Here is a 23,860-nt window from a genome sequence, read left to right as displayed (position 1 = left end):
GGATACCTCAGGACTCCTGGGTGAGGGAGACGAGCACGTCGTCCCCTTCGATCTTTACGGGGTATACGGGTACGGGGCGCGTCGCGGGCAGGCCCGAGGGCTTGCCGGTGCGCAGGTCGAAGGAAGACCCGTGCAGCCAGCACTCGATCATGCAGTCCTCGACCTCGCCCTCCGAGAGCGAGACGTTCGCGTGCGAGCAGATGTCGTTGATCGCGAACACCTCGCCCTCGGTGGAGACGATGGACACCGGCGTGCCGTCGAGCTCCACCCGCTTGGGGGAGTTCTCCTCCAGCTCGCTCAGCGCACAGGCCTTGACGTAGTTCATCAGACGGAGCCCTGGAGCTCGGTCTCGATCTTGGCGAGCAGGCGCTCCTCGATGTCGTCGACACCGATCTGCTGGACGAGCTCGGCGAAGAAGCCGCGCACGACCAGGCGGCGGGCATCGTCGGCCGTGATGCCGCGGGCCTGCAGGTAGAAGAGCTGCTCGTCGTCGAAACGGCCGGTCGCGGAGGCGTGGCCGGCGCCGACGATCTCGCCGGTCTCGATCTCCAGGTTCGGCACCGAGTCGACCCGCGCGCCGTCCGTGAGGACGAGGTTGCGGTTCATCTCGTAGGTGTCGGTGCCCTCGGCGGTCTTCTCGATGAGCACGTCACCGATCCAGACGGCGTGGGCGTCCTGGCCCTGGAGCGCGCCCTTGTAGACCACGTTCGACTTGCAGTGCGGGGCGTCGTGCGTGACCAGGAGGCGGTGCTCCTGGTGCTGGCCGGCGTCCGTGAAGTACAGGCCGAAGAGCTCGGCCTCGCCGCCGGGGCCGGCGTAGCTGACCCGCGGGTGCAGGCGTACGACGTCGCCGCCGAAGGTGACCACGATCGACTTGAAGGTCGCGTCGCGGCCGACCAGCGCGTTGTGCTGGGAGACGTGGACGGCGGTGTCGTCCCAGTCCTGCACGGACACGACGGTGAGCTTGGCGCCGTCGCCGATCAGGAAGTCGACGTTGGCGGCGCGCACGCCGTCACCGGTGTGGTCGATGACGATGACGGCCTCGGCGAAGGCCTGCACGTCGAAGACGGTGTGGCCGAAGGTCGTACCGCCCTCGCCGTGCAGCGTCACGCGCACCGGCTCGGTCAGGACGGCCTCCTTGGGCACGGTGACGACCGTGGCCTTGGCGAAGGACGAGAACGCCTGGGCGGCGATCCGGTCCACCGGGGTGCCGGCCTTGCCGATGCGCGCGTCGCCGCGCTCCACCGACTCGACCGTGACGCCCTCGGGCGCGTCGATCTGGGCCTTCATGGTGCCGTTGGCGACCGCGGTGCCGTCGTGCAGACCACGCAGGCGGGCGAGCGGGGTGAACCGCCACTCCTCCTCGCGGCCGTGGGGCACGGGGAAGTCCGCCACGTCGAAGGACGGGGGCGCACTCATCCGGGTGGCGACGGTCGACTCGGCGGCCACCGCGATCGCGCCGGCGGTGGTCGACCCCGCCGGAATGTTCTGAGCCTCAGCCATGGCTGTCTTCGTGCTCTCTTCCTACGTCAAAAGAATGTCTGCGGGACTCGGGCGGTCGGGACTAACCGACCGAACCCTCCATCTGCAGCTCGATCAGCCGGTTCAGCTCCAGGGCGTACTCCATGGGCAGCTCGCGCGCGATGGGCTCGACGAAGCCGCGCACGATCATGGCCATCGCCTCGAACTCCGTCAGACCGCGGCTCATCAGGTAGAAGAGCTGGTCGTCGGAGACCTTGGAGACGGTGGCCTCGTGGCCCATGGAGACGTCGTCCTCACGGACGTCCACGTACGGGTACGTGTCCGAGCGGGAGATCGTGTCGACCAGGAGCGCGTCGCACAGCACGTTGGACTTCGAGCCGTGGGCGCCCTCGCCGATCTCGACCAGGCCTCGGTACGAGGTACGGCCGCCGCCTCGGGCCACCGACTTCGAGACGATGTTCGAGGAGGTGTTCGGCGCCATGTGGACCATCTTGGAGCCGGCGTCCTGGTGCTGGCCCTCGCCCGCGAAGGCGATCGACAGCGTCTCGCCCTTGGCGTGCTCGCCCATCAGGTAGACGGCCGGGTACTTCATGGTGACCTTGGAACCGATGTTGCCGTCGATCCACTCCATGGTCGCGCCCTCGTACGCCACGGCGCGCTTGGTGACCAGGTTGTAGACGTTGTTCGACCAGTTCTGGATCGTCGTGTAGCGGCAGCGGCCGCCCTTCTTCACGATGATCTCGACCACGGCGCTGTGCAGCGAGTCCGAGGAGTAGATCGGGGCGGTGCAGCCCTCGACGTAGTGGACGTAGGCGTCCTCGTCGACGATGATCAGCGTCCGCTCGAACTGGCCCATGTTCTCCGTGTTGATACGGAAGTAGGCCTGGAGCGGGATGTCGACCTTGACGCCCTTGGGCACGTAGATGAACGATCCACCGGACCACACCGCGGTGTTCAGCGACGCGAACTTGTTGTCGCCGACCGGGATGACCGTGCCGAAGTACTCCTGGAAGAGCTCCGGGTGCTCCTTCAGCGCGGTGTCCGTGTCGAGGAAGATGACGCCCTGCTCCTCCAGGTCCTCACGGATCTGGTGGTAGACGACCTCGGACTCGTACTGGGCCGCGACACCGGCGACGAGGCGCTGCTTCTCCGCCTCCGGGATGCCGAGCTTGTCGTACGTGTTCTTGATGTCCTCCGGCAGGTCCTCCCACGAAGCGGCCTGCTTCTCGGTGGAACGCACGAAGTACTTGATGTTGTCGAAGTCGATGCCCGAGAGGTCGGAACCCCAGTTCGGCATGGGCTTCTTGTCGAACAGCTTGAGACCCTTGAGGCGGAGCTTCAGCATCCACTCGGGCTCGGACTTCTTCGCCGAGATGTCGCGGACGACATCCTCGGACAGACCCCGCTTGGCAGCGGCGCCGGCCGCGTCGGAGTCGGCCCAGCCGTATTCGTAGGTGCCCAGGCCATCGAGCTCAGGGTGAGCAGTCTCCGTGGTCATGCGGGGTTCCTCCCGGCCGTACTTGCAGATACTGATGTGTCGGTCTGTGTGGTGCTCGCGCTACGCGGAATGAACGTCGTGCACACCCCGTCGCCGTGGGCGATCGTGGCGAGGCGCTGCACATGTGTCCCGAGCAGGCGGGAGAAGACCTCGGTCTCCGCCTCACAGAGCTGCGGGAACTGCTCGGCGACGTGTGCGACCGGGCAGTGGTGCTGGCAGAGCTGTTCACCGCTGTGCGGACCGGGAGCGCTCTTCGCCGTAGCAGCGTACCCGTCCACGGTCAACGCCCTGGCAAGGGCCTCCGTGCGCTCCTCCGGGGCGGCCGCGTCGACGGCTTCCCGGTAGGTCTTCGCCTGCTCTTCCATCCGCGACCGGGCGAAGGCGGCGACGGCCGCCTCTCCCTGCTCTCCGCCGCCGACGGACTGCGCGATCCAGCGCAGGGCGTCCGCGGCGAGCGTGTCGTAGGACTGGTCGAAGGCGTCGCGGCCGCAGTCGGTCAGTGCGAAGACCTTGGCGGGCCGGCCCCGGGTGCGCGCGCCGTACACACGCTGCTCACGGGGTGCGACCACGTCGTCTGCGACGAGCGCGTCGAGATGGCGGCGGACGGCGGCCTGGGTGAGGCCGAGGCGCTGGGCGAGATCGGCGACGGTGGACGGACCGTGGTCCAGGATGGACCGCGCGACCCGGTTGCGGGTGGACCGCTCCCCGGTCGCGAGCTCCCCCTGGGGGGTCTCGATCTGCCGTTCGCCGTATTTCACAACGCCATTGTTGCGTAATTAACCGAGCGGCGACAAGCCGTGATGGAGGCCACTCCTGGTGGCCTCCATCACTAAGGGTTACCTAATTTATCGACGCAGAGTTATTCCGAGGGGGACGCTCCGCATTCTCGCCCGGAGCCTCCGGTGAACCGCTGCACGGCTCCCACCAGCAATCCCCCGCCCGCGGCGGTTCCCGGAACGGCGAACTTCGGATTCCGGAAAAGATCACTGAACGACGCTGGGCCATCCAGGACCGCCAAGCCGAAAATAACCATGATTGCTACGCGGTGTTCGAATCCGACGGCGGCGAAAACGGCCACCGCCCCCGGGCCCCGGGACCCCTCCCCCGGCTCCGTAGACTCAACCCCCATGAGCAACGACCCCGCCGTGGAGATCCGCGGACTGGTGAAGCGGTACGGGACCAAGACAGCGGTGGACGGCCTGGACCTCACCGTCCGGAGGGCCTCCGTCACCGCGGTCCTCGGTCCCAACGGCGCGGGCAAGACGACCACGGTCGAAACCTGCGAGGGCTACCGCCGCCCCGACGCCGGAACCGTCCGCGTCCTCGGCCTCGACCCGGTCGCCCGGGCCGAGGCGCTGCGCCCGCGGATCGGCGTGATGCTCCAGTCCGGAGGCGTCTACTCCGGGGCCCGCGCCGTCGAGATGCTGCGCCACATGGCCACGCTGTACGCCGACCCGCTCGACGTCGGCCCCCTGGTGGAACGCCTCGGCCTCGGCGGCTGCGGCCGCACCCCCTACCGCCGGCTCTCCGGCGGCCAGCAGCAGCGCCTGGCCCTCGCCATGGCCGTCGTCGGCCGCCCCGAGCTGGTCTTCCTGGACGAGCCCACCGCCGGCCTGGACCCGCAGGCCCGCCGGGCGACCTGGGACCTCGTACGGGAACTGCGCGCCGACGGGGTCACCGTCGTGCTCACCACCCACCACATGGACGAGGCCGAGCAGCTCGCGGACGAGGTCGCCATCGTGGACGCGGGCAAGGTCATCGCCCACGGCAGCCCCGACCAGCTGTGCCGGGGCGGCGCCGAGAACACCCTGCGCTTCACCGGCCGGCCGTCCCTGGACCTCGCCTCGCTGCTGAAGGCGCTGCCCGACGGCACCCAGGCCGCCGAGCTCACCCCCGGCGTCTACCGGGTCACCGGCGACGTCCACCCCCAGCTGCTCGCCACCGTCGCCTCCTGGTGCGCACAGCACGGCGTCATGCCGGACAGCCTCTCGGTGGAGCGGCACACCCTGGAGGACGTTTTTCTGGAGCTCACGGGCAAGGAGCTGCGTTCATGACGCCGATCACCATGGACATCTGCCGGGGCTCCGGGGGTTGTCCCCCGAGAAGGCACAGCCTGGAGCTGACCGGTAAGGAGCTGCGCCGATGAGCGCCGGCACGTTCACCCCCAACCCGGGGGCGGCCCCCGTCTCCCGCATGATCCTCGCGCAGACGGCACTGGAGACCCGGATGCTGCTGCGCAACGGGGAGCAGCTGCTGCTGACCGTGATCATCCCGGCGCTGCTGCTGACCCTCTTCTCCGCCGTCGACATCGTCGATACGGGGACGGAGAAGTCCGTGGACTTCCTGGCCCCCGGCGTCCTCGCGCTCGCCGTGATGTCCACCGCCTTCACCGGCCAGGCCATCGCCACCGGCTTCGACCGCCGCTACGGGGTCCTCAAGCGCCTCGGGGCCTCCCCGCTGCCGCGCTGGGCGCTGATGGCCGCCAAGACCCTGTCCGTCCTGGTCACCGAGGTGCTCCAGATCGCCCTGCTGACGGTGATCGCCCTCGCGCTGGGCTGGTCCCCGCACGGGAACCCGCTGTCGGTGGCGGCGCTGCTCCTGCTCGGCACCGCCGCGTTCTCCGGGCTGGGCCTGCTGATGGCGGGCACCCTCAAGGCCGAGATGACCCTGGCCGCCGCCAACCTGGTGTTCCTGCTCCTGCTGGTCGGCGGCGGGGTGATCGTGCCGCTGGAGAAGTTCCCCGGCGCCGTCCAGTCCGTCCTCGGGCTGCTCCCCATCTCCGCCCTGTCCGACGGACTGCGCGAGGTGCTCCAGCACGGGGCCGCGCTGCCGTGGGGCGACGTGGCCGTGCTGGCGGCCTGGGCCGTACTCGGTCTGGGCGCCGCGGCGCGGCTCTTCCGCTGGGAATGAAACCCTTCCCCTCGCGACGGCGCAGCCGCGAGGATGGGCGCCTCCACACATGAAGCCGGGGGGCGGACATGGTGCAGCGGGAGGCCGTTCTACGGCTGGACGACCGATGGGCACGCGTGCGGTCGGGGGCGGCGCACGCGGAGCCGGCGGAGCGCGAGCGGCTGCTCGACGAGCTGATCGGGGCCCTGCGCACCCGTCCCGACGACCCCGACTGCACCGCGCTGCTGGGACTGCGCCTCGCCGACCGCGCCGCCCAGCGCTTCGCCGACGGGGACCGCGCGTCCGCCCTCGCCATGATCGAGGAGGGGCTGCGCAGCTCCGAGCGCGCGGCCGCGTACTCCCCCGAGTTCGCCCGCTGGTACGCCCGCGGGCTGATCAACCACGGGGTGTGGCTGGCCTGGCCGCTGAGCGACGAGGACCGGCTGCCGAGGCATCCGCTGGGGCGGGCCGCCACGGAGGGGGCGAGCGCCATGGAGCGGGCGGCCGGTGAGCGCGCCCGCGACCCGACCCGGACCGCGGTCGGGGTGTGGGCGGGCCTGGACCAGCGGGACCCGGTCAACCGCCGGGGCCTCGCCCAGGCCAAGGTGTTCCTCGGGGACCGCCTCGCGGAGCTGGGTTCCACCGAGGACGCGGTGGCCTGGGCCGTGGACGCCGAGTCGGACTTCCGGCACCTGCTGCTCGCGGACCACGGCTCGGAGGAGTCCGAGGAGGCCGAGGCGGCCCTCGACCACATCGGGCGACAGCTCGAACTGCGGCTGCGCTTCCTGGCCTTCGATTCGCTGGTGAGCCTGCGCGCCGAGCGGCTGCTGCCCGAACGGCTGCTGCCCCAGGCCGTGGTGGCCGCCCGCGTCCAGGGGTTCGCGGAGTCCGAGATCGCGGACCGGCTGCGCCTCGGCGCCGACCAGGTGCGCACGATGCTGGAGGTCACGCCCTGGCTCGCGGTGTGGCGCGTCGAGGTACGCGGTCCTGACGGACTGTGGAACGTACTGGAGCATCCGTGGCACAGCGCCACAGAAGTAAGAAACAGGACAGCCGAGGACGTAGGGTCCGAATTGGTACGGGGGTTCATGGACTCGGCGGACCACCCCGGCGACGGCGGCCACTGGCGCGTCCTCCTATGGTGGCACGCGGAGGGCGACCCGGCCGGAGCGCGGTTCCGGCTGGCCGCCGGCCCCGACGCCCCCACGGGGACCCCCTCGTGAAACTTTGCACAAGGCTCCGCATACGATAGGGGCCGTGTTGAACCCCTTCGCATACATCGCCAGCCGCTGGACGCCGTCACCCCGGATCGTCCGGCGGGCCGCGGCCGCCGCGCTCCTCATGAGCGTGGCCATCGTCATCACCGGCGGCGCGGTGCGGCTGACCGGATCCGGACTCGGCTGCGACACGTGGCCCAAGTGCACCGACGACAGCCTGGTCGCGACGCCGGCCCAGGGCTTCCACGGCGCCATCGAGTTCGGCAACCGGATGCTGACGTACGTGCTCAGCGCGGCCGTCGGCTGGGTCATCCTCGCGGCCCGCTCTGCCAAGCCCTGGCGCACGGCGCTGACGAAGCTCGGCTGGGTCCAGTTCGTCATCGTGATGGCCAACGCCGTGCTCGGCGGCATCACCGTCATGACGGGTCTCAACCCCTACAGCGTGGCCGGGCACTTCCTGCTCGCCACCGCGCTGATCGCCGTGACGACGGTGACCTGGCAGCGCACCCAGGAGGGCGACTCCGCCCCCCGGCCGCGCGTGCCCGGGCCGGTGCGCAAGCTGGCGTGGGCGATGCTCGCGGCCACCTTCGTACTGATCGCCGCGGGCACGGTGGTCACCGGTTCCGGACCGCACGCCGGCGACCGCAGCGAGATCAGGCGGATGCCGTTCGACTGGTCGGCCACCGCCCATGTGCACGCCGTCGCCGCCTGGGTGGTGTGCGCGCTGGCCGTGGCGATGTGGCTGGTGCTGCGTGTGGTCGACGCCCCCCTGGACACCCGGGCCCGCGCCCGTGACCTGCTGTTCGTGCTGCTCGCGCAGGGCGGCATCGGCTACGTGCAGTTCTTCACCGAGCTGCCCGAGCTCCTCGTCGCCGCCCACATGCTGGGCTCCTGCCTGGTGTGGATCGCGGTGCTCCGGGTCGCGCTGAGCCTGCGCGAGCGGCCGGCCGGGCAGGCCGAGATCCCGGCCCAGGGCGACCCCCAGCTCTCCACCGTCTGAGCCGCGGCCCGGCTCACGCCCGCTCGTCCAGCCGGTAGACGCGGCGGGCATTGCCCGCCGCGACCATGGCTGCCACCCGCCCCGCGTCCCGCCATGACCAGGACCCGTCGCCGACCCAGCCGCCCAGCACCCGGCCCAGCGCCTCCCGGAACACCAGGGCGCCCACCACGTGCAGCTCGGGCAGCTGCCGCCCGCCGCCGGAGAACAGCAGCTTCCCGAACGGGGCGAGCTCCAGCAGCTCGGCCAGGACCGCCGCGGCCCGCGCCCCGGTCTGCCCGAGGGCCGCGCCGGCATCGGCGTAGACGTGCGGGAAGGCGGCGGCCAGCTGCGCCGTGTGCCGGTGGTACGGGTATCCGCCGAGCAGCACCAGCCGCGCCCCCAGGCCCGCTGTGGCCCGTACGAACGGCGTCAGCCGCACCGGATCCCCCGCCCCCGTGTGCAGCTGGAGCGGCAGTCCGGACGCCACCGCGCTCCACACCAGGTGCCGCAGGAGTACGGGGTCGCGTACGGGTTCGCCCCTGGCCCGGCGGGCCAGCCACCGCCCGGCCGCCCCGCGCACCTCGCCCGGATCGGGCGGCTCGGGCGCACGGTCCAGGAGGACCGGGAGATCGGCGGCCGCGCCGCAGGTGAAGGCCACGGCCCCGGCGGCGGCGTGGTGCAGGGCCTCGGCGAGATTGGCGAGGAAGGCGGCCACCGTCCCGGAGGTGTCGGCGGCCTGCTCGGCCAGCAGCTCCAGCCGGACCGCCTCGAAGGTCTCGGCGTCCCCCGCGAGGGCCAGCTCCTTGGGGCCGGTCAGGTCCCCGGGCACGCCGGTGTCGACCAGGTAGGCGCCGACCCCCGAGCCCCGCAGCAGCAGCCGCGCGGACTCGGCCGCGCCCAGCTCGCGCCGCCGGGCCAGATAGCGGGCGGGGGCGCAGTGCGGCTCCAGACCGAGCAGCGGCGGGCACCAGCGGCGCACCGCGAAGCCGGTCTGCGTGTCGAAGAAGGTGGTGCCCGCGGCGGGCGGGCCGGCCGAGCGGATCAGCTGGGCCTCGAAGGTGCCCAGGCCCAGCTCCGTACGGAGGACTCCGTGGCAGTACTGGTCCACCAGGGGCGGCGTTTCGATCATCCGGGCATCCCGTTGCGGACGTGAGGAAGGGGCTTCCACACGTCCTAACGGGTGAGCGGGGTGTGAGGTGTTGCTCGCGCTGTTGACCGAGCGGCCACTCCGGGCCCCGATCGGCGTCCGGGGGAGGCTAGGCCGCCGGGTTCTGCCGGCCGCCGAGCTGGATGCCGGCCATCCGCGTCCACTCGTACGGGCCGGTGCGCACGCGAGCGGCGAACTCCCCGTCGAACTCCTCGTGGAGGGTCAGTCCGGCCTTCTCGACGGCCAGCTGGGCCGCCGCGAAGGTCGGGGCCACCAGGTCGCCCCATTCGCCGTCCGTGCCCACGAGCACGATCCGGGTGCCGGCCTGGCCGATGTGGGCGAGGTGGCCCTCGGCGCCGCCGTGCTGCCCGGCGAACGCGCCGATCTGCCTGGCCAGCTTCGCCGCCGTGCGGTCCTGCTTCTTGTCTGCGGTGGTGTCTGCCATGGAAGGCATGCTACCGGTGAGTAATCAGCGGAGGAAGGGATCCACGGCCACCGCCACGAAGAGCAGCGACACATAGGTGATGGACCAGTGGAACAGGCGCATCTCCTTGAGCTTCGCGCCCGTCACGCCGGCCTTGGCCCGAGCGTGCAGCGCGTGCGCCTCCCACAGCCACCAGCCGCCCGCCACCAGCGCGACCGCCGTGTAGAACCACCCGGTGTACCCCAGCGGGGTCAGCAGCAGCGAGACCGCCACCATCACCCAGCTGTAGAGGACGATCTGCCGGGCCACGACCTTGTTGCCCGCCACGACGGGGAGCATCGGCACGCCGACACGCGCGTAGTCGTCCTTCACCTTCATGGACAGCGGCCAGTAGTGCGGCGGCGTCCAGAAGAAGATGACGAGGAAGAGGATGACCGCGGCCCAGGAGACCTCGTCCTTGACCGCGGACCAGCCGATGAGCACCGGCATGCAGCCCGCGATACCGCCCCAGACGATGTTCTGGGCGGTGCGCCGCTTCAGCAGCATCGTGTAGACCACGACGTAGAAGAGGAGCGCGCCGAGCGCGAGGGCGGCCGACAGCCAGTTGACCAGCAGCCCGAAGAAGAGGGTGGAGACCACCCCGAGGGTGATGCCGAAGACCAGGCACTCGCGCGGGCTGACCATGCCGGTCACCAGCGGGCGCTGCGAGGTCCGGTCCATCAGCGCGTCGATGTCGCGGTCGATGTACATGTTCAGCGCGTTGGCGCCGCCCGCGGACAGGTAACCGCCGAAGCAGGTCGCGAGGACCAGCCACAACGACGGCACACCCTGCTCGGCGAGGAACATCACCGGCACTGTGGTGATCAGCAGAAGTTCGATGATCCGCGGCTTGGTCAATGCCACGAAAGCCATGACCCGGGCCCCGAACGGCCGGTGGACGGGGCTCGTCCCGAGCACCCCCGCTGGACGGGATTCGACGGCCGTCACACGCACCCCTGAGAGAGAATCCAGCAAGCCCCGACTCGCACCGTTCAGTACATGAAGGGGTGGTTGAGGCTTGCGCGTACCACGCCACTCTAGACGTTGCGCTTCCGTCGCCCCGCGCGGGGGTCGCTTCGTGTTGGGCTGATCGGACGGGGCGGGGAGGTGAACACGGGCTGCCGGCGTGGTGACGGACTGTGGGCACTCGAATAGCTGCACGCCGTCGCGGGGGTAGGCTCGGAATCGCGCCGGTGCGACCGTTCGTCACCGGGAACAGACATGTGGAGAGGAGCCCTGACCCACGGTGAGCACCAAGCCGACCACCACAGAGCTCGAGTGGACCGAACTGGACCAGCGGGCCGTCGACACCGCCCGCATCCTGGCCGCTGACGCGGTACAGAAGGTCGGAAACGGCCACCCCGGTACGGCGATGAGCCTGGCCCCCGCCGCGTACACCCTCTTCCAGAAGGTGATGCGGCACGACCCGGCGGACCATGAGTGGGTCGGCCGCGACCGCTTCGTGCTCTCCGCGGGGCACTCGTCCCTCACCCTTTACACCCAGCTCTACCTCGGTGGCTTCGGCCTGGAGCTGGACGACCTCAAGGCGTTCCGCACCTGGGGCTCCAAGACCCCCGGTCACCCGGAGTACGGCCACACGGCCGCCGTCGAGACCACCACCGGCCCGCTGGGCCAGGGCATCGCCAACGCGGTGGGCATGGCCATGGCCGCCCGCTACGAGCGCGGCCTGTTCGACCCGGAGGCCGCCCAGGGCGCCTCCCCGTTCGACCACATGATCTACGCGATCGCGGGCGACGGCTGCCTCCAGGAGGGCATCTCCCACGAGGCGTCCGCGCTGGCCGGCCACCAGAAGCTCGGCAACCTGGTGCTGCTGTGGGACGACAACCACATCTCCATCGAGGGTGACACCGAGACGGCCGTCTCCGAGGACACCCTGGGGCGCTACGAGGCGTACGGCTGGCACGTCCAGCGCGTCGCGCAGCAGGAGAACGGCGACCTCGACCCGAAGGCGCTGTTCGCCGCCCTCCAGGCCGCCAAGGCCGAGACCGAGCGCCCCTCCTTCATCGCGATGCGCTCGATCATCGCCTGGCCGGCCCCGCACGCCCAGGGCACCGAGGCCTCGCACGGCTCCGCGCTCGGCGACGACGAGGTCGCGGCCACCAAGCGCGTCCTCGGCTTCGACCCGGAGCAGACCTTCGAGGTCTCCGACGAGGTCATCGCCCACACCCGCAAGGCGCTCGACCGCGGCCGCGAGGCCAAGGCCGCGTGGGAGAAGGACTACTCCGCCTGGCGCACCGCCAACCCGGAGCGCGCCGCCGAGTTCGACCGCATCAACGCCAACGAGCTGCCCGCGGGCTGGGAGGACGAGCTCCCCGTCTTCGAGGCCGGCAAGGGCGTCGCCACCCGCGCCGCCTCCGGCAAGGTGCTCGCCGCGCTCGGCGCGGTCATCCCGGAGCTGTGGGGCGGCTCGGCCGACCTGGCCGGCTCCAACAACACCACCATCGACAAGAACTCCTCGTTCCTGCCGGTGGGCAACCCGCTGCCGGAGGCCGACCCGTACGGCCGCACCATCCACTTCGGCATCCGCGAGCACACCATGGCCGCGGCCATGAACGGCATCGCCCTGCACGGCCACACCCGCATCTACGGCGGCACCTTCCTGGTGTTCTCCGACTACATGCGCAACGCCGTCCGCCTCTCCGCGCTGATGCACGTCCCGGTGACGTACGTGTGGACGCACGACTCCATCGGTCTCGGCGAGGACGGCCCGACCCACCAGCCGGTCGAGCACCTGGCCTCGCTGCGCGCCATCCCGGGCCTGAACGTCGTCCGCCCGGCCGACGCGAACGAGACCGCCATCGCCTGGCGCGAGATCCTGCGGCGCCACACCAAGGTGTTCGGCAAGGGCGCCCCGCACGGTCTGGCGCTCACCCGCCAGGGCGTGCCGACCTACGAGCGCAACGAGGACGCCGCCAAGGGCGGTTACGTGATGTTCGAGGCCGAGGGCCCCGAGGGGGAGAGCACAGCCGCCGAGGTCGTCCTCATCGGCACCGGCTCCGAGACGCACCTGGCCGTCGATGCCCGCGAGCAGCTGCAGGCCGAGGGCATCCCCACCCGGGTCGTCTCCATGCCGTCCGTCGAGTGGTTCGAGGAGCAGGACCAGGAGTACAAGGACAGCGTCCTGCCCTCCTCGGTGAAGGCCCGCGTCGCGGTCGAGGCCGGCATCGGCCTGACCTGGCACCGCTACGTCGGCGACGCCGGCCGGATCGTGTCGCTGGAGCACTTCGGCGCCTCCGCCGACGCGAAGGTGCTGTTCCGCGAGTTCGGCTTCACCGCCGAGGCCGTGACCGCCGCCGCCAAGGCTTCTCTCGATGAAACCCGTGGCCTCGCCGCCACCGCGCGCTGACACCGGTACAAGACCAGTAGGAGATGCAATTCCCATGACAGACGCACTCAAGCGCCTCTCCGACGAGGGCGTGGCGATCTGGCTGGACGACCTGTCCCGCAAGCGCATCACGTCCGGCAACCTGGCGGAGCTCATCGACCAGTCGCACGTGGTCGGTGTCACCACCAACCCGGCGATCTTCCAGAAGGCCATCAGCGGCGGCGAGGGCTACGAGCAGCAGCTCACCGACCTCGCGACCCGCAAGGTCACCGTGGACGAGGCCCTGCGCATGATCACGACGGCGGACGTCCGTGACGCCGCCGACATCCTGCGCCCGGTCTACGACCGCACCGACGGCCAGGACGGCCGCGTGTCCATCGAGGTCGACCCCCGCCTGGCCCACAACACCCCGGCGACCATCGCCGAGGCCAAGCAGCTGGCCTGGCTGGTGGACCGCCCGAACACGCTCATCAAGATCCCGGCGACCAAGGCCGGCCTGCCGGCGATCACCGAGGTCATCGGCAAGGGCATCAGCGTCAACGTCACGCTGATCTTCTCGCTGGCGCGTTACCGCGAGGTCATGGACGCGTACCTGGCCGGTCTGGAGAAGGCCAAGGCCGCCGGCCTGGACCTCTCCCTGATCCACTCGGTCGCCTCTTTCTTCGTGTCCCGCGTGGACAGCGAGATCGACAAGCGCCTGGACGCCGTCGGCACCGACGAGGCCAAGGCCCTCAAGGGCAAGGCGGCGCTCGCCAACGCCCGTCTGGCCTACGAGGCGTACGAGGAGGTCTTCTCCTCCGACCGGTGGAACGCCCTGGAGCGTGTCGGCGCCAACAAGCAGCGGCCGCTGTGGGCCTCGACGGGCGTCAAGGACCCGGCGTACAAGGACACCCTGTACGTGGACGACCTGGTCGCCCCGAACACGGTGAACACCATGCCGGAGGCCACGCTGGAGGCCACCGCCGACCACGGCCGGATCACCGGTGACACCGTGCGCGGCGGCTACGAGCAGGCGCGCGCCGAGCTCGACGCGGTCGCGAAGCTGGGCGTCTCGTACGACGATGTGGTGCAGCTGCTCGAGGACGAGGGCGTCGAGAAGTTCGAGGCGTCCTGGAACGACCTGCTGAAGTCGACCGAGGCGGAGCTTGAGCGCCTCGCCCCCACGGAGGCCTGAACACCTTGTCTGTAAACGGAGCGAACCCGCTTCGTGACGCACAGGACCGGCGGCTCCCGCGCATCGCGGGGCCGTCCGGCCTGGTCATTTTCGGCGTTACGGGTGACCTGTCGCGCAAGAAGCTGATGCCTGCCGTCTACGACCTGGCCAATCGCGGCCTGCTTCCGCCGGGCTTCTCGCTGATCGGCTTCGCCCGCCGCGAGTGGGAGCACGAGGACTTCGCCCAGGAGGTGTACGAGGCCGTCAAGGAGCACTCGCGCACGCCGTTCCGGGAGGAGGTCTGGCAGCAGCTGGTGCAGGGCTGCCGGTTCGTGCAGGGCGACTTCGACGACGACGCGGCCTTCGAGACCCTGAAGGCGACGATCGAGGACCTCGACAAGGCGCAGGGCACGGGCGGCAACTTCGCCTTCTACCTGTCCGTCCCGCCGAAGTTCTTCCCCAAGGTGGTCCAGCAGCTCAAGGACCACGGTCTGGCGCAGAAGGAGGGCTCCTGGCGGCGCGCCGTCATCGAGAAGCCCTTCGGCCACGACCTGAAGAGCGCCGAGGAACTCAACAAGGTCGTCCACGAGGTCTTCCCACGTGACGAGGTCTTCCGGATCGACCACTACCTCGGCAAGGAGACCGTCCAGAACATCCTGGCGCTCCGCTTCGCCAACACCATGTTCGAGCCGATCTGGAACCGGTCGTACGTCGACCACGTGCAGATCACCATGGCCGAGGACATCGGCATCGGCGGCCGGGCCGGCTACTACGACGGCATCGGCGCGGCCCGTGACGTCATCCAGAACCACCTGCTCCAGCTGCTCGCGCTGACGGCGATGGAGGAGCCCGGCACCTTCCACCCCAAGGCGCTGGTGGCGGAGAAGCTCAAGGTGCTGACCGCCGTGGAGCTGCCCGAGGACCTGGGCAAGCACACCGTGCGCGGCCAGTACTCGGCAGCCTGGCAGGGCGGCGAGAAGGTCGTCGGGTACCTCGAAGAGGACGGCATCGACCCCAAGTCGAAGACCGACACCTACGCGGCCATCCGCCTGGAGATCAACAACCGCCGCTGGGCGGGCGTCCCGTTCTACCTGCGGACCGGCAAGCGCCTGGGCCGCCGGGTGACCGAGATCGCGGTGGTCTTCAAGCGGGCCCCGTACCTCCCGTTCGAATCGGGCGCGACCGAGGAGCTGGGGCAGAACGCCCTGGTCATCCGGGTCCAGCCGGACGAGGGCGTGACGGTCCGCTTCGGCTCCAAGGTTCCGGGCACCTCCATGGAGGTCCGGGACGTCACGATGGACTTCGCCTACGGCGAGTCCTTCACGGAGTCGAGCCCCGAGGCGTACGAGCGGCTCATCCTCGACGTGCTCCTCGGCGACGCGAACCTCTTCCCGCGTCACCAGGAGGTCGAGCTCTCCTGGAACATCCTCGACCCGATCGAGGAGTACTGGGACAAGCACGGCAAGCCCGCGCAGTACCCGGCGGGCACCTGGGGTCCGGTCGAGGCGGACGAGATGCTCGCACGAGACGGACGGAGCTGGCGCCGGCCATGAAGATCGACCTGACGGAGACCAACTCCAGCAAGATCAATGCCGCGTTGGTGAAGGCGCGCCGGGACATCGGCACGCCCGCCATCGGCATGGTCCTCACGCTGGTGATCGTGACCGACGAGGAGAACGCGTACGACGCGCTCAAGTCGGCGAACGACGCGTCCCACGAACACCCCTCGCGGATCGTCGTCGTCGTCAAGCGGGTCAGCCGTTCGCCGCGCAGCCGCCAGGGCGCCCGTCTCGACGCGGAAGTCCGCGTCGGGGCGGACTCCGGCACCGGCGAGACGGTGGTGCTCCGCCTTCACGGCGAACTGGTCGACCACGCCCAGTCGGTGGTTCTCCCTCTTCTGCTGCCGGACGCCCCCGTGGTGGTCTGGTGGCCGGACGGCGCCCCCACGGACCTGGCGGGCGACCCGCTGGGTGCGCTGGGACAGCGCCGGATCACGGACACGTACGCCTGCGAGGACCCGATCGGGGCCCTCGGCACGCGGGCGGCGGCGTACGCGCCCGGGGACACGGACCTGTCGTGGACCCGGATCACCCCGTGGCGCTCCATGCTGGCGGCCGCGCTGGACCAGCAGAACCTGTCGGTCACCTCGGCGACCGTCGAGGGCGAGGCCCAGAACCCGAGTTGCGAGCTGCTGGCCATGTGGCTGGCGGACCGGCTCCAGGTCCCCGTCACGCGCACGCTGTCGTCGGGCCCCGGCCTGACGGCCGTGCGCCTGGAGACCAAGGACGGCGCGATCGTCCTGGACCGGGCGGACGGGGCTCTGGCCACGCTGTGCATGCCGGGGCAGCCGGACCGTGCGGTGGCGCTCAAGCGCCGTGACACGGCCGAGCTCCTGGCGGAGGAGCTGCGCCGGCTGGACCCGGACAACACGTACGAGACGTCGCTGAAGTTCGGCGTGTCGAAGCTCCGGTCCCCGGATGCCGCCGCCCCGGCGAAGCCCGAGGCCACGTCCGAGGCCCCGGCCGAGGCGGCCCCGAAGCCGAAGCCGGCCAAGAAGGCCGCGGCCAAGTAAGGGGCCCTGCGGGGCCTCCCCCACCCCGCCCCTTCCCGAAACCGGGGCTCCGCCCCAGACCCTCCCCCAGACTCCGTCCGGGGGGACACCCACGCCTCAAACGCCGGCGAGGCTGGATCTTTCAGCCCCTGCCGGCGTTTGAGGCGCGGGTCCGGGCCGAGCCTGGTTTCGGGAAGGGGCGGGGTGGGGGAACGGCTCCGCGCAGCGGCACCCGCACCACCAGACCTACCGACAAGGCGGCAGCACATGGGTATGACGACTCCCCAGGTCGTCGTCCACCGGGACAAGGAGCTGATGGCCCAGGCCACGGCGGCCCGGCTCATCACGAAGATCGTGGACGCACAGACGGCCCGCGGCACCGCGTCCGTCGTCCTCACCGGCGGCCGCAACGGCAACGGCCTCCTCGCGGCGCTCGCCGCCGCCCCGGCCCGCGACGCGGTCGACTGGTCCCGGCTGGACCTGTGGTGGGGCGACGAGCGCTACGTCCCCGCCGACGACCCCGAACGCAACCACACCCAGGCCCGTGCGGCCCTCCTGGACTCCGTCCCGGTGGATCCCGCCCGGGTACACGTCATGCCGGCCTCGGACGGCCCGTACGGGGACGACGTGGACGCCGCGGCGGAGGCGTACGCGGCCGAACTGGCGGCGGCGGCCCGCCCGGAGGACCACGGCCCGGTCCCCGGCTTCGACGTGCTGATGCTGGGCGTCGGCCCGGACACCCACGTGGCCTCGCTCTTCCCGGAGCACCCGGCGACCCGCGAGACCGAGCGCACGGTGGTCGGCGTCCACGGCGCCCCGAAGCCCCCGCCCACCCGGATCTCCCTGACGCTCCCGGCGATCCGCGCGGCCCGCGAGGTCTGGCTCCTGGCGGCGGGCGAGGACAAGGCCGGCGCGGTCTCCATCGCCCTCGGCGGCGCCGGGGACTTCCAGGCTCCGGCGGCGGCCGCCCACGGCCGCTCCCGCACCCTGTGGCTCCTGGACCGCGCGGCGGCCGCGAAGCTCCCCTCCGGGATGTACCCGCCGGCCTCCTGACGTACGGCGAAGCGCCCCGCACCGACCGGTGCGGGGCGCTTCGCCGTTTCCCGGCTTCGTCAGCCGCGGCCGCGCAGCTCGCGGTAGGCGGCCACCAGGGCCTTCGTCGAGGCGTCCAGGCCGGGTACGTCCGCGCCCTCCGTCAGCGCGGGCTCGACCCGCTTGGCGAGGACCTTGCCGAGCTCCACGCCCCACTGGTCGAAGGAGTCGATGTTCCACACCGCGCCCTGGACGAACACCTTGTGCTCGTACAGCGCGATCAGCTGCCCCAGCACCGACGGGGTGAGCTCGGTGGCCAGGATGGTGGTCGTCGGGTGGTTCCCGTGGAAGGTCTTGTGCGGGACCAGCGACTCGGGCGCGCCCTCCGCCCGTACCTCGTCGGCCGTCTTGCCGAAGGCCAGGGCCTGGGTCTGCGCGAAGAAGTTCGCCATCAGCAGGTCGTGCTGGGCCGCGAGCGAGGATCCCAGCTCCGCCACCGGGCGCGCGAAGCCGATGAAGTCCGCGGGGATCATCTTCGTCCCCTGGTGGATCAGCTGGTAGTACGCGTGCTGCCCGTTGGTGCCGGGCGTGCCCCACACCACCGGACCCGTCTGCCACTCCACCGGATTGCCGTCGCGGTCCACCGACTTGCCGTTGGACTCCATGTCCAGCTGCTGCAAGTAGGCGGTGAAGCGGGAGAGGTAGTGGCTGTACGGGAGCACCGCGTGCGACTGCGCGTCGAAGAAGTTGCCGTACCAGATGCCCAACAGCCCCAGGAGCAGCGGGGCGTTCTCCTCCGGCGGGGCCGTGCGGAAGTGCTCGTCCATGGCGTGGAAGCCGCCGAGCAGCTCCCGGAAGGCGTCCGGGCCGAGCGCGATCATCAGGGAGAGGCCGATGGCCGAGTCGAAGGAGTAGCGGCCGCCGACCCAGTCCCAGAAGCCGAACATGTTGGCCGGATCGATGCCGAACCCGGTGACCTTCTCGGCGTTGGTCGACAGCGCCACGAAGTGCCGTGCCACGGCGGCCTGGTCGCCACCCAGTCCCGCCAGCAGCCACTCCCGCGCCGAGGTGGCGTTGGTGATGGTCTCGATGGTGGTGAAGGTCTTGGAGGCGATGATGAACAGCGTCTCGGCCGGGTCCAGGTCCCGCACGGCCTCGTGCAGGTCCGCGCCGTCCACGTTGGACACGAAGCGCACGGTCAGGGCGCGGTCGGCGAAGGCGCGCAGCGCCTCGTACGCCATCGCGGGACCCAGGTCGGATCCGCCGATGCCGATGTTGACGACGTTCCTGATGCGCTTGCCGGTGGAGCCGGTCCACTGCCCCGACCTGACCTGGCCGGAGAAGGCGGCCATCTTGTCGAGGACGGCGTGCACCTCGGGGACGACGTTCTCGCCGTCCACCTCGACGTCGGCGTCCGCCGGAGCGCGCAGGGCGGTGTGCAGGACCGCCCGGCCCTCGGTCACGTTGATCTTCTCGCCGCGGAACATCGCCTCGCGCAGCTCGGCCACGCCCGTCGCCGCCGCCAGTTCGCGCAGCAGCGTCAGCGTCTCGTCGGTCACGAGGTGCTTCGAATAGTCAATGTGCAGGTCCCCGACGCGCAGGGTGTAGCCGGCGCCGCGGCCCGGATTCTCCTCGAACAGCTCCCGCAGATGCGTCTGCCCGAGCTCCTCCCGGTGCTTGCCGAGTGCGAGCCACTCCGGCGTCCGGTTGAGCTTCGTACGGCTGTCTGCGTTCATCTCGGACATCAACCCACTTCTTCCGTCCTGTCGTGCCCCGCCGAGCTCCAACTTAAGGGATCCGAAGCGGCGTATCGGACAACGCCTTCGGCGCGGGCCCACGCAAAGAGGCCCGGTCACGCAGGAGAAGTTCCTGCGTGACCGGGCCTCATGTCGCATGTCTGCGGGTCGTTCAGATCTCGCCGCGGAGTTTGGCGAGGGCCTCGGCGAGGATCGCCTCGCCGTCGGCGTCCGTGCGCCGCTCCCGTACGTACGCCAGGTGCGTCTTGTACGGCTCGGTACGCGGCGGTGCCGGCGGGTTGTCCCGGTCCTGGCCGGCAGGGAACCCGCAGCGCGGGCAGTCCCAGGTGTCCGGCACCTGCGCGTCGCTGGCGAAGCTCGGCTGCGTCTCGTGCCCGTTCGAGCACCAGAAGGAGATGCGCAGGCGGGGCGCGGACTCGCCGCGCTCGGCCTCGCCCATCGGCCCCGCGCCGACCCGGCTACCACGGATCGCGTTGCCACTTGCCACGGTCGTAACTCCCTGCGTGATGGTGCCGCGGAGCGTGAGTGGAATTTCCGCCGCGGGCGCCCAAGTCTACGTAAGGCCCAACGCACGTCCAGTGAGCGGAGTTACTGGTTCCGCGCCTGGACGCCGGACCTCATGATAGGCCGGGCGGGACCGACCGGACTGCCGGAATGGCCAGAACGGTCAGCTGCTCGACTTCATCAGGAGGCCGAGCGCCATGATGCACGCGAACCACAGCAGACCGACCACGACGGTGATGCGGTCCAGGTTGCGCTCCGCGACGGAGGAGCCGCCGACGGACGACTGCATGCCGCCGCCGAACATGTCGGAAAGGCCGCCGCCCTTGCCCTTGTGCATCAGCACGAGCAGCATCAGCAGGGCGCTGAAGACGATCAGGGCGATCGAGAACCCCATAATCACGGCTGATTCCTACTTTCTGGCTTTTCTGGCTTTCCGGCTGTGCTGGATGTGCGCGGGGGCCAGTGGCTGGTGCTCAGCCTCCTGGCCCCCGCAAGGGTACGACGGATCCGTCCTACCGCATACTCACAGCGTTGCCTACTGGTCGCGGAAGCGGACGATCTTCACGAACTCGTCCGCGTCCAGCGCCGCGCCGCCGATCAGGGCGCCGTCGACGTCGGGCTGGGCCATGATCGCCGCGATGTTCCCGGACTTCACCGAGCCGCCGTACTGGATGCGGACCTTGTCGGCCAGCTCCTGCGAGTACAGCTCCGCGAGACGGCCGCGGATCGCCCCGCAGACCTCCTGGGCGTCCTCGGGGGTGGCGACCTCGCCGGTCCCGATGGCCCACACGGGCTCGTACGCGATCACGATGGACTCGACCTGCTCGGCCGGGATGTCATTGAGGCCGCCGTCGACCTGGTTCAGCGTGTACGGGACCTGCTGGCCGGCCTTGCGGACGTCCAGGCCCTCGCCGACGCACAGGATCGGCGTGAGCCCGTGGCGGTAGGCGGCCTTGACCTTGGCGTTGCAGACCTCGTCGGTCTCGGCGTGGTACTGGCGGCGCTCGCTGTGGCCGACGGCCACGTACGTGCACTTCAGCTTCGCGAGCATCGCGCCGGAGATCTCGCCGGTGTAGGCGCCGGAGTCGTGCGCGGAGATGTCCTGGGCGCCGTACTTGATCTTCAGCTTGTCGCCCTCGACCAGGGTCTGGACCGAGCGGAGGTCGACGAAGGGCGGCAGGACCGCGACCTCGACGGCGTCGTAGTCCTTGTCGGCGAGCGCGAAGGCGAGCTTCTGGGTGTGGGCGATGGCCTCGAGGTGGTTGAGGTTCATCTTCCAGTTGCCCGCCATCAGCGGGGTGCGGCCGTTTTCAACTGCGGTCATTACGGGTCAGCCCTCCAGGGCGGCGAGGCCGGGGAGCGTCTTGCCCTCGAGGTATTCGAGGGAAGCGCCGCCACCGGTGGAAATGTGGCCGAAAGCCTTCTCGTCGAAGCCGAGCGTACGCACGGCCGCGGCCGAGTCGCCGCCGCCGACGACGGTGAAGGCGTTGCTGTCGACCAGGGCCTGCGCGATGGCGGTGGTGCCGCCCGCGTAGTCCGGGTGCTCGAAGACGCCGACCGGGCCGTTCCAGAAGACGGTCTCGGCATCGGCGATCTTGGACGCGTAGAGCTCGCGCGTCTTGGGGCCGATGTCCAGGCCCTCCTTGTCGGACGGGATGCCGTCCACGTCGACGGTCGTGAAGTCCGCCGGGGTCTTGCCCTTGAGGTCCGGGAAGTCCTTGGAGACCAGGACGTCGACCGGGAGCACCAGCTCGACGCCGGTGGCCTTCGCGCGCTGCATGTACTCCTCGACCTTCGGGATCTGGTCCTCCTGGAGGAGGGAGATGCCGACCTCGTGACCGAGGGCCTTGAGGAAGGTGTACGCCATGCCGCCGCCGATGAGGATGCGGTCGGCCTTGCCGAGCAGCTGGTCGATGACGGCGAGCTTGTCGGAGACCTTGGCGCCGCCGAGGACGACGACGTAGGGGCGCTTGACCTCGTCGGTCAGCTTCTTCAGGACGCCGACCTCGGTGGCGATGAGGTAGCCGGCCGCGTGCGGGAGGCGCGCGGGGAGGTCGAAGACCGAGGCGTGCTTGCGGTGGACGGCGCCGAAGCCGTCGCCGACGTAGACGTCGGCGAGCTCCGCGAGCCGGTCCGCGAAGGCGCCGCGCTCGGCGTCGTCCTTCGCGGTCTCACCGGCGTTGAAGCGCAGGTTCTCGATGACGGCGACCTGGCCGTCGGTGAGGGCGGCGACGGTCTCCTTGGCGGAGTCGCCGACGGTGTCGGTGGCGAACGCGACGTCCGCCCCGAGCAGTTCGCCGAGCCGCGCGGCGGCCGGGGCCAGCGAGAAGGCCGGGTCCGGGGCGCCCTTGGGGCGGCCCAGGTGCGAGGCCACGATGACGCGGGCGCCGGAGGCGGCGAGCTTCGCGATCGTGGGCTGGACGGCGCGGATGCGGCCGTCGTCGGTGATGGTGCCCTCGGCCAGCGGGACGTTGAGGTCCGCGCGGACGAAGACCCGCTTGCCCTTGACGCCTTCGGCGAGCAGTTCGTCGATCGTCTTCATGTGTTTCTACTCCTTTGTGCCCTTCGCTCGAAGGGCGAGGAAGGGAGAACGAGGCAAGCAACAGGGCCCGTGCGGCGCTTCGTCGCGCTGCCGGACCCTGTGCTCACACCGTGGTGCCTTACCTGGAACCGGGCGACCTAGAGCTGGCCACCGACGAAGACCGTGAGGTCGACGAGACGGTTGGAGTAGCCCCACTCGTTGTCGTACCAGCCGACGACCTTAACCTGCGTCCCGTCCTGGACCATCGTCAGGGAGGAGTCGAAGGTGCAGGACGCGGGCCAGTTCACGATGTCGGAAGAGACGATCGCGTCCTCGGTGTAGTCGAGGATGCCCTTCAGCTGACCCTCCGCGGCCTTCTGGAAGGCGGCGTTGATCTCTTCCACGGTGGTCTCGCGGGAGAGCTCGAGGACCAGGTCCGTGACCGAGCCGGTCGGGACCGGGACGCGCATGGCGATGCCGTCCAGCTTGCCCTTGAGCTGCGGGAGGACCAGCGCGGTGGCCTTGGCGGCACCGGTCGAGGTCGGGATGATGTTCTCGGCGGCGGCGCGGGCGCGGCGCAGGTCCGAGTGCGGGAAGTCCAGGATGCGCTGGTCGTTCGTGTAGGCGTGGACCGTCGTCATCATGCCCTTGACGATGCCGAAGTTCTCGTCGAGGACCTTGGCCATCGGCGCCACGCAGTTGGTGGTGCAGGAGGCGTTGGAGATGACGTGGTGGTTGGCCGCGTCGTACTTCTCCTGGTTGACGCCCATCACGATCGTGATGTCCTCGTCCTTGGCCGGAGCCGAGATGAGGACCTTCTTCGCGCCGGCGGCGATGTGCTTGGCGGCGTCGGCCTTCTTCGTGAAGATGCCGGTCGACTCGATGACGATGTCGGCGCCCAGCTCACCCCAGGGGAGGTTCGCGGGGTCACGCTCGGCGAAGGTCTTGAAGGTGTTGCCGCCGACCGTGATGGTGTCGGCGGTGTGGGAGACCTCGTGCTTGAGGCGGCCCAGGATCGTGTCGTACTTGAGCAGGTGCACCAGAGTGGCGTTGTCAGTCAGGTCGTTGACACCGACGATCTCGATGTCCGCTCCCTGCTCAAGGAGCGCCCGGAAGTAGTTGCGGCCAATTCGGCCAAAACCGTTGATGCCTACGCGGATCGTCACGAACCGATCTCCTCGTTGGTGCGCCGGTAAGTGCGCCGGCGAGCTGTATGGGATGTCCCCGACCGCTTACGACCCTACCTCTCCGTGAGCTTCGGAGTGACATCGGCCGGGGCCTGACACGCCCCGAGGCCCGGCGCCGGAAGCTCCGGTACGGG

Annotated in this window: 22 protein-coding genes; 9 read left to right on the top strand and 13 right to left on the bottom strand. The window is 70.4% G+C overall.

Annotation, left to right across the window (positions count from 1 at the left end; all coding sequences use genetic code 11):
- Positions 1–7 precede the first annotated feature (7 nt).
- The 4 genes from ACGFYQ_RS25095 to ACGFYQ_RS25080 all read right to left on the bottom strand — a co-directional run bounded on the left by ACGFYQ_RS25095 (position 8) and on the right by ACGFYQ_RS25080 (position 3,738).
- On the bottom strand, positions 8–325 hold the full coding sequence (locus ACGFYQ_RS25095; protein WP_362389983.1) for a bifunctional 3-phenylpropionate/cinnamic acid dioxygenase ferredoxin subunit: 318 nt from the start codon (positions 323–325) through the stop codon (positions 8–10).
- Positions 325–1,503: a Fe-S cluster assembly protein SufD gene (sufD, locus tag ACGFYQ_RS25090; RefSeq protein ID WP_393747453.1), complete on the bottom strand. Its 1,179-nt coding sequence runs from the start codon at positions 1,501–1,503 to the stop codon at positions 325–327. The genes ACGFYQ_RS25095 and sufD overlap by 1 nt, the downstream gene beginning before the upstream one ends.
- 61 nt (positions 1,504–1,564) lie before the next feature.
- Entirely contained in the window at positions 1,565–2,980 is a 1,416-nt protein-coding gene (gene sufB, locus ACGFYQ_RS25085) for a Fe-S cluster assembly protein SufB (RefSeq protein WP_214930288.1), read from the bottom strand.
- Positions 2,977–3,738, bottom strand: a complete 762-nt coding sequence (locus ACGFYQ_RS25080) for a helix-turn-helix transcriptional regulator (protein WP_393747451.1) — start codon at positions 3,736–3,738, stop codon at positions 2,977–2,979. Before ACGFYQ_RS25080 ends, sufB begins: the two co-directional genes overlap by 4 nt.
- Positions 3,739–4,107: 369 nt before the next feature.
- Between ACGFYQ_RS25080 and ACGFYQ_RS25075 the strand changes: the two genes are divergently transcribed.
- From ACGFYQ_RS25075 to ACGFYQ_RS25060, 4 genes are all read left to right on the top strand, one after another.
- Positions 4,108–5,034 (top strand): ABC transporter ATP-binding protein, encoded by a 927-nt coding sequence (locus tag ACGFYQ_RS25075; RefSeq protein WP_393747448.1) that lies wholly within the window; start codon positions 4,108–4,110, stop codon positions 5,032–5,034.
- 88 nt (positions 5,035–5,122) lie between these two features.
- Complete coding sequence (locus tag ACGFYQ_RS25070) at positions 5,123–5,890, top strand: ABC transporter permease (RefSeq protein ID WP_393747446.1); 768 nt, start codon at positions 5,123–5,125, stop codon at positions 5,888–5,890.
- A gap of 68 nt (positions 5,891–5,958) precedes the next feature.
- On the top strand, positions 5,959–7,092 hold the full coding sequence (locus ACGFYQ_RS25065) for a hypothetical protein (protein ID WP_393747444.1): 1,134 nt from the start codon (positions 5,959–5,961) through the stop codon (positions 7,090–7,092).
- Positions 7,093–7,096: 4 nt separating this feature from the next.
- A complete protein-coding gene (locus tag ACGFYQ_RS25060) occupies positions 7,097–8,086 on the top strand; it encodes a heme A synthase (RefSeq protein WP_393747442.1) in 990 nt (329 codons plus the stop codon).
- 13 nt (positions 8,087–8,099) lie between these two features.
- On the opposite strand, the gene ACGFYQ_RS25055 is transcribed toward ACGFYQ_RS25060, so the two are convergent.
- The 3 genes from ACGFYQ_RS25055 to ACGFYQ_RS25045 all read right to left on the bottom strand — a co-directional run bounded on the left by ACGFYQ_RS25055 (position 8,100) and on the right by ACGFYQ_RS25045 (position 10,623).
- Entirely contained in the window at positions 8,100–9,194 is a 1,095-nt protein-coding gene (locus tag ACGFYQ_RS25055; RefSeq protein WP_393747440.1) for an amidohydrolase, read from the bottom strand.
- Between the two features lie 127 nt (positions 9,195–9,321).
- Positions 9,322–9,657 (bottom strand): hypothetical protein, encoded by a 336-nt coding sequence (locus tag ACGFYQ_RS25050; RefSeq protein ID WP_393747438.1) that lies wholly within the window; start codon positions 9,655–9,657, stop codon positions 9,322–9,324.
- Between the two features lie 24 nt (positions 9,658–9,681).
- On the bottom strand, positions 9,682–10,623 hold the full coding sequence (locus ACGFYQ_RS25045; RefSeq protein ID WP_393747436.1) for a heme o synthase: 942 nt from the start codon (positions 10,621–10,623) through the stop codon (positions 9,682–9,684).
- Between the two features lie 298 nt (positions 10,624–10,921).
- On the opposite strand from ACGFYQ_RS25045, the gene tkt reads away from it, so the two are divergent.
- From tkt to pgl, 5 genes are all read left to right on the top strand, one after another.
- Positions 10,922–13,042 carry a transketolase gene (gene tkt / locus ACGFYQ_RS25040; RefSeq protein WP_393747434.1) on the top strand — a complete coding sequence of 707 codons (2,121 nt, stop codon included), beginning with the start codon at positions 10,922–10,924 and terminating at the stop codon, positions 13,040–13,042.
- A 34-nt stretch (positions 13,043–13,076) separates the two neighbouring features.
- Positions 13,077–14,195, top strand: a complete 1,119-nt coding sequence (gene tal, locus ACGFYQ_RS25035) for a transaldolase (protein WP_393747432.1) — start codon at positions 13,077–13,079, stop codon at positions 14,193–14,195.
- A 5-nt stretch (positions 14,196–14,200) separates the two neighbouring features.
- Positions 14,201–15,727, top strand: coding sequence for a glucose-6-phosphate dehydrogenase (gene zwf / locus ACGFYQ_RS25030; RefSeq protein ID WP_393747430.1), 1,527 nt, complete (start codon positions 14,201–14,203; stop codon positions 15,725–15,727).
- Positions 15,724–16,746: a glucose-6-phosphate dehydrogenase assembly protein OpcA gene (gene opcA, locus ACGFYQ_RS25025; RefSeq protein ID WP_393747428.1), complete on the top strand. Its 1,023-nt coding sequence runs from the start codon at positions 15,724–15,726 to the stop codon at positions 16,744–16,746. Before zwf ends, opcA begins: the two co-directional genes overlap by 4 nt.
- A 252-nt stretch (positions 16,747–16,998) precedes the next feature.
- Complete coding sequence (gene pgl, locus ACGFYQ_RS25020; protein ID WP_393747426.1) at positions 16,999–17,778, top strand: 6-phosphogluconolactonase; 780 nt, start codon at positions 16,999–17,001, stop codon at positions 17,776–17,778.
- A gap of 59 nt (positions 17,779–17,837) precedes the next feature.
- Here pgl and pgi read toward each other — a convergent pair whose 3' ends face one another.
- The 6 genes from pgi to gap form a co-directional block, all read right to left on the bottom strand.
- Positions 17,838–19,493 carry a glucose-6-phosphate isomerase gene (gene pgi, locus ACGFYQ_RS25015; protein WP_393747644.1) on the bottom strand — a complete coding sequence of 552 codons (1,656 nt, stop codon included), beginning with the start codon at positions 19,491–19,493 and terminating at the stop codon, positions 17,838–17,840.
- 172 nt (positions 19,494–19,665) lie between these two features.
- The gene (locus tag ACGFYQ_RS25010; protein ID WP_007263454.1) at positions 19,666–20,001 is read right to left on the bottom strand and encodes an RNA polymerase-binding protein RbpA; all 336 of its coding nucleotides are present in this window, start codon (positions 19,999–20,001) and stop codon (positions 19,666–19,668) included.
- A gap of 180 nt (positions 20,002–20,181) precedes the next feature.
- Positions 20,182–20,412 carry a preprotein translocase subunit SecG gene (secG, locus tag ACGFYQ_RS25005; RefSeq protein ID WP_150522109.1) on the bottom strand — a complete coding sequence of 77 codons (231 nt, stop codon included), beginning with the start codon at positions 20,410–20,412 and terminating at the stop codon, positions 20,182–20,184.
- Between the two features lie 141 nt (positions 20,413–20,553).
- Positions 20,554–21,342: a triose-phosphate isomerase gene (gene tpiA / locus ACGFYQ_RS25000; protein ID WP_393747424.1), complete on the bottom strand. Its 789-nt coding sequence runs from the start codon at positions 21,340–21,342 to the stop codon at positions 20,554–20,556.
- Between the two features lie 6 nt (positions 21,343–21,348).
- Entirely contained in the window at positions 21,349–22,560 is a 1,212-nt protein-coding gene (locus tag ACGFYQ_RS24995; protein ID WP_393747422.1) for a phosphoglycerate kinase, read from the bottom strand.
- A gap of 137 nt (positions 22,561–22,697) precedes the next feature.
- Positions 22,698–23,705, bottom strand: coding sequence for a type I glyceraldehyde-3-phosphate dehydrogenase (gap, locus tag ACGFYQ_RS24990; protein ID WP_393747420.1), 1,008 nt, complete (start codon positions 23,703–23,705; stop codon positions 22,698–22,700).
- Between the last annotated feature and the right edge of the window lie 155 nt (positions 23,706–23,860).

The sequence above is a fragment of the Streptomyces sp. NPDC048258 genome, assembly GCF_043201995.1.
In the GTDB taxonomy this organism is placed as follows: domain Bacteria; phylum Actinomycetota; class Actinomycetes; order Streptomycetales; family Streptomycetaceae; genus Streptomyces.
This window is presented reverse-complemented; position numbering and strand designations above follow the sequence as displayed.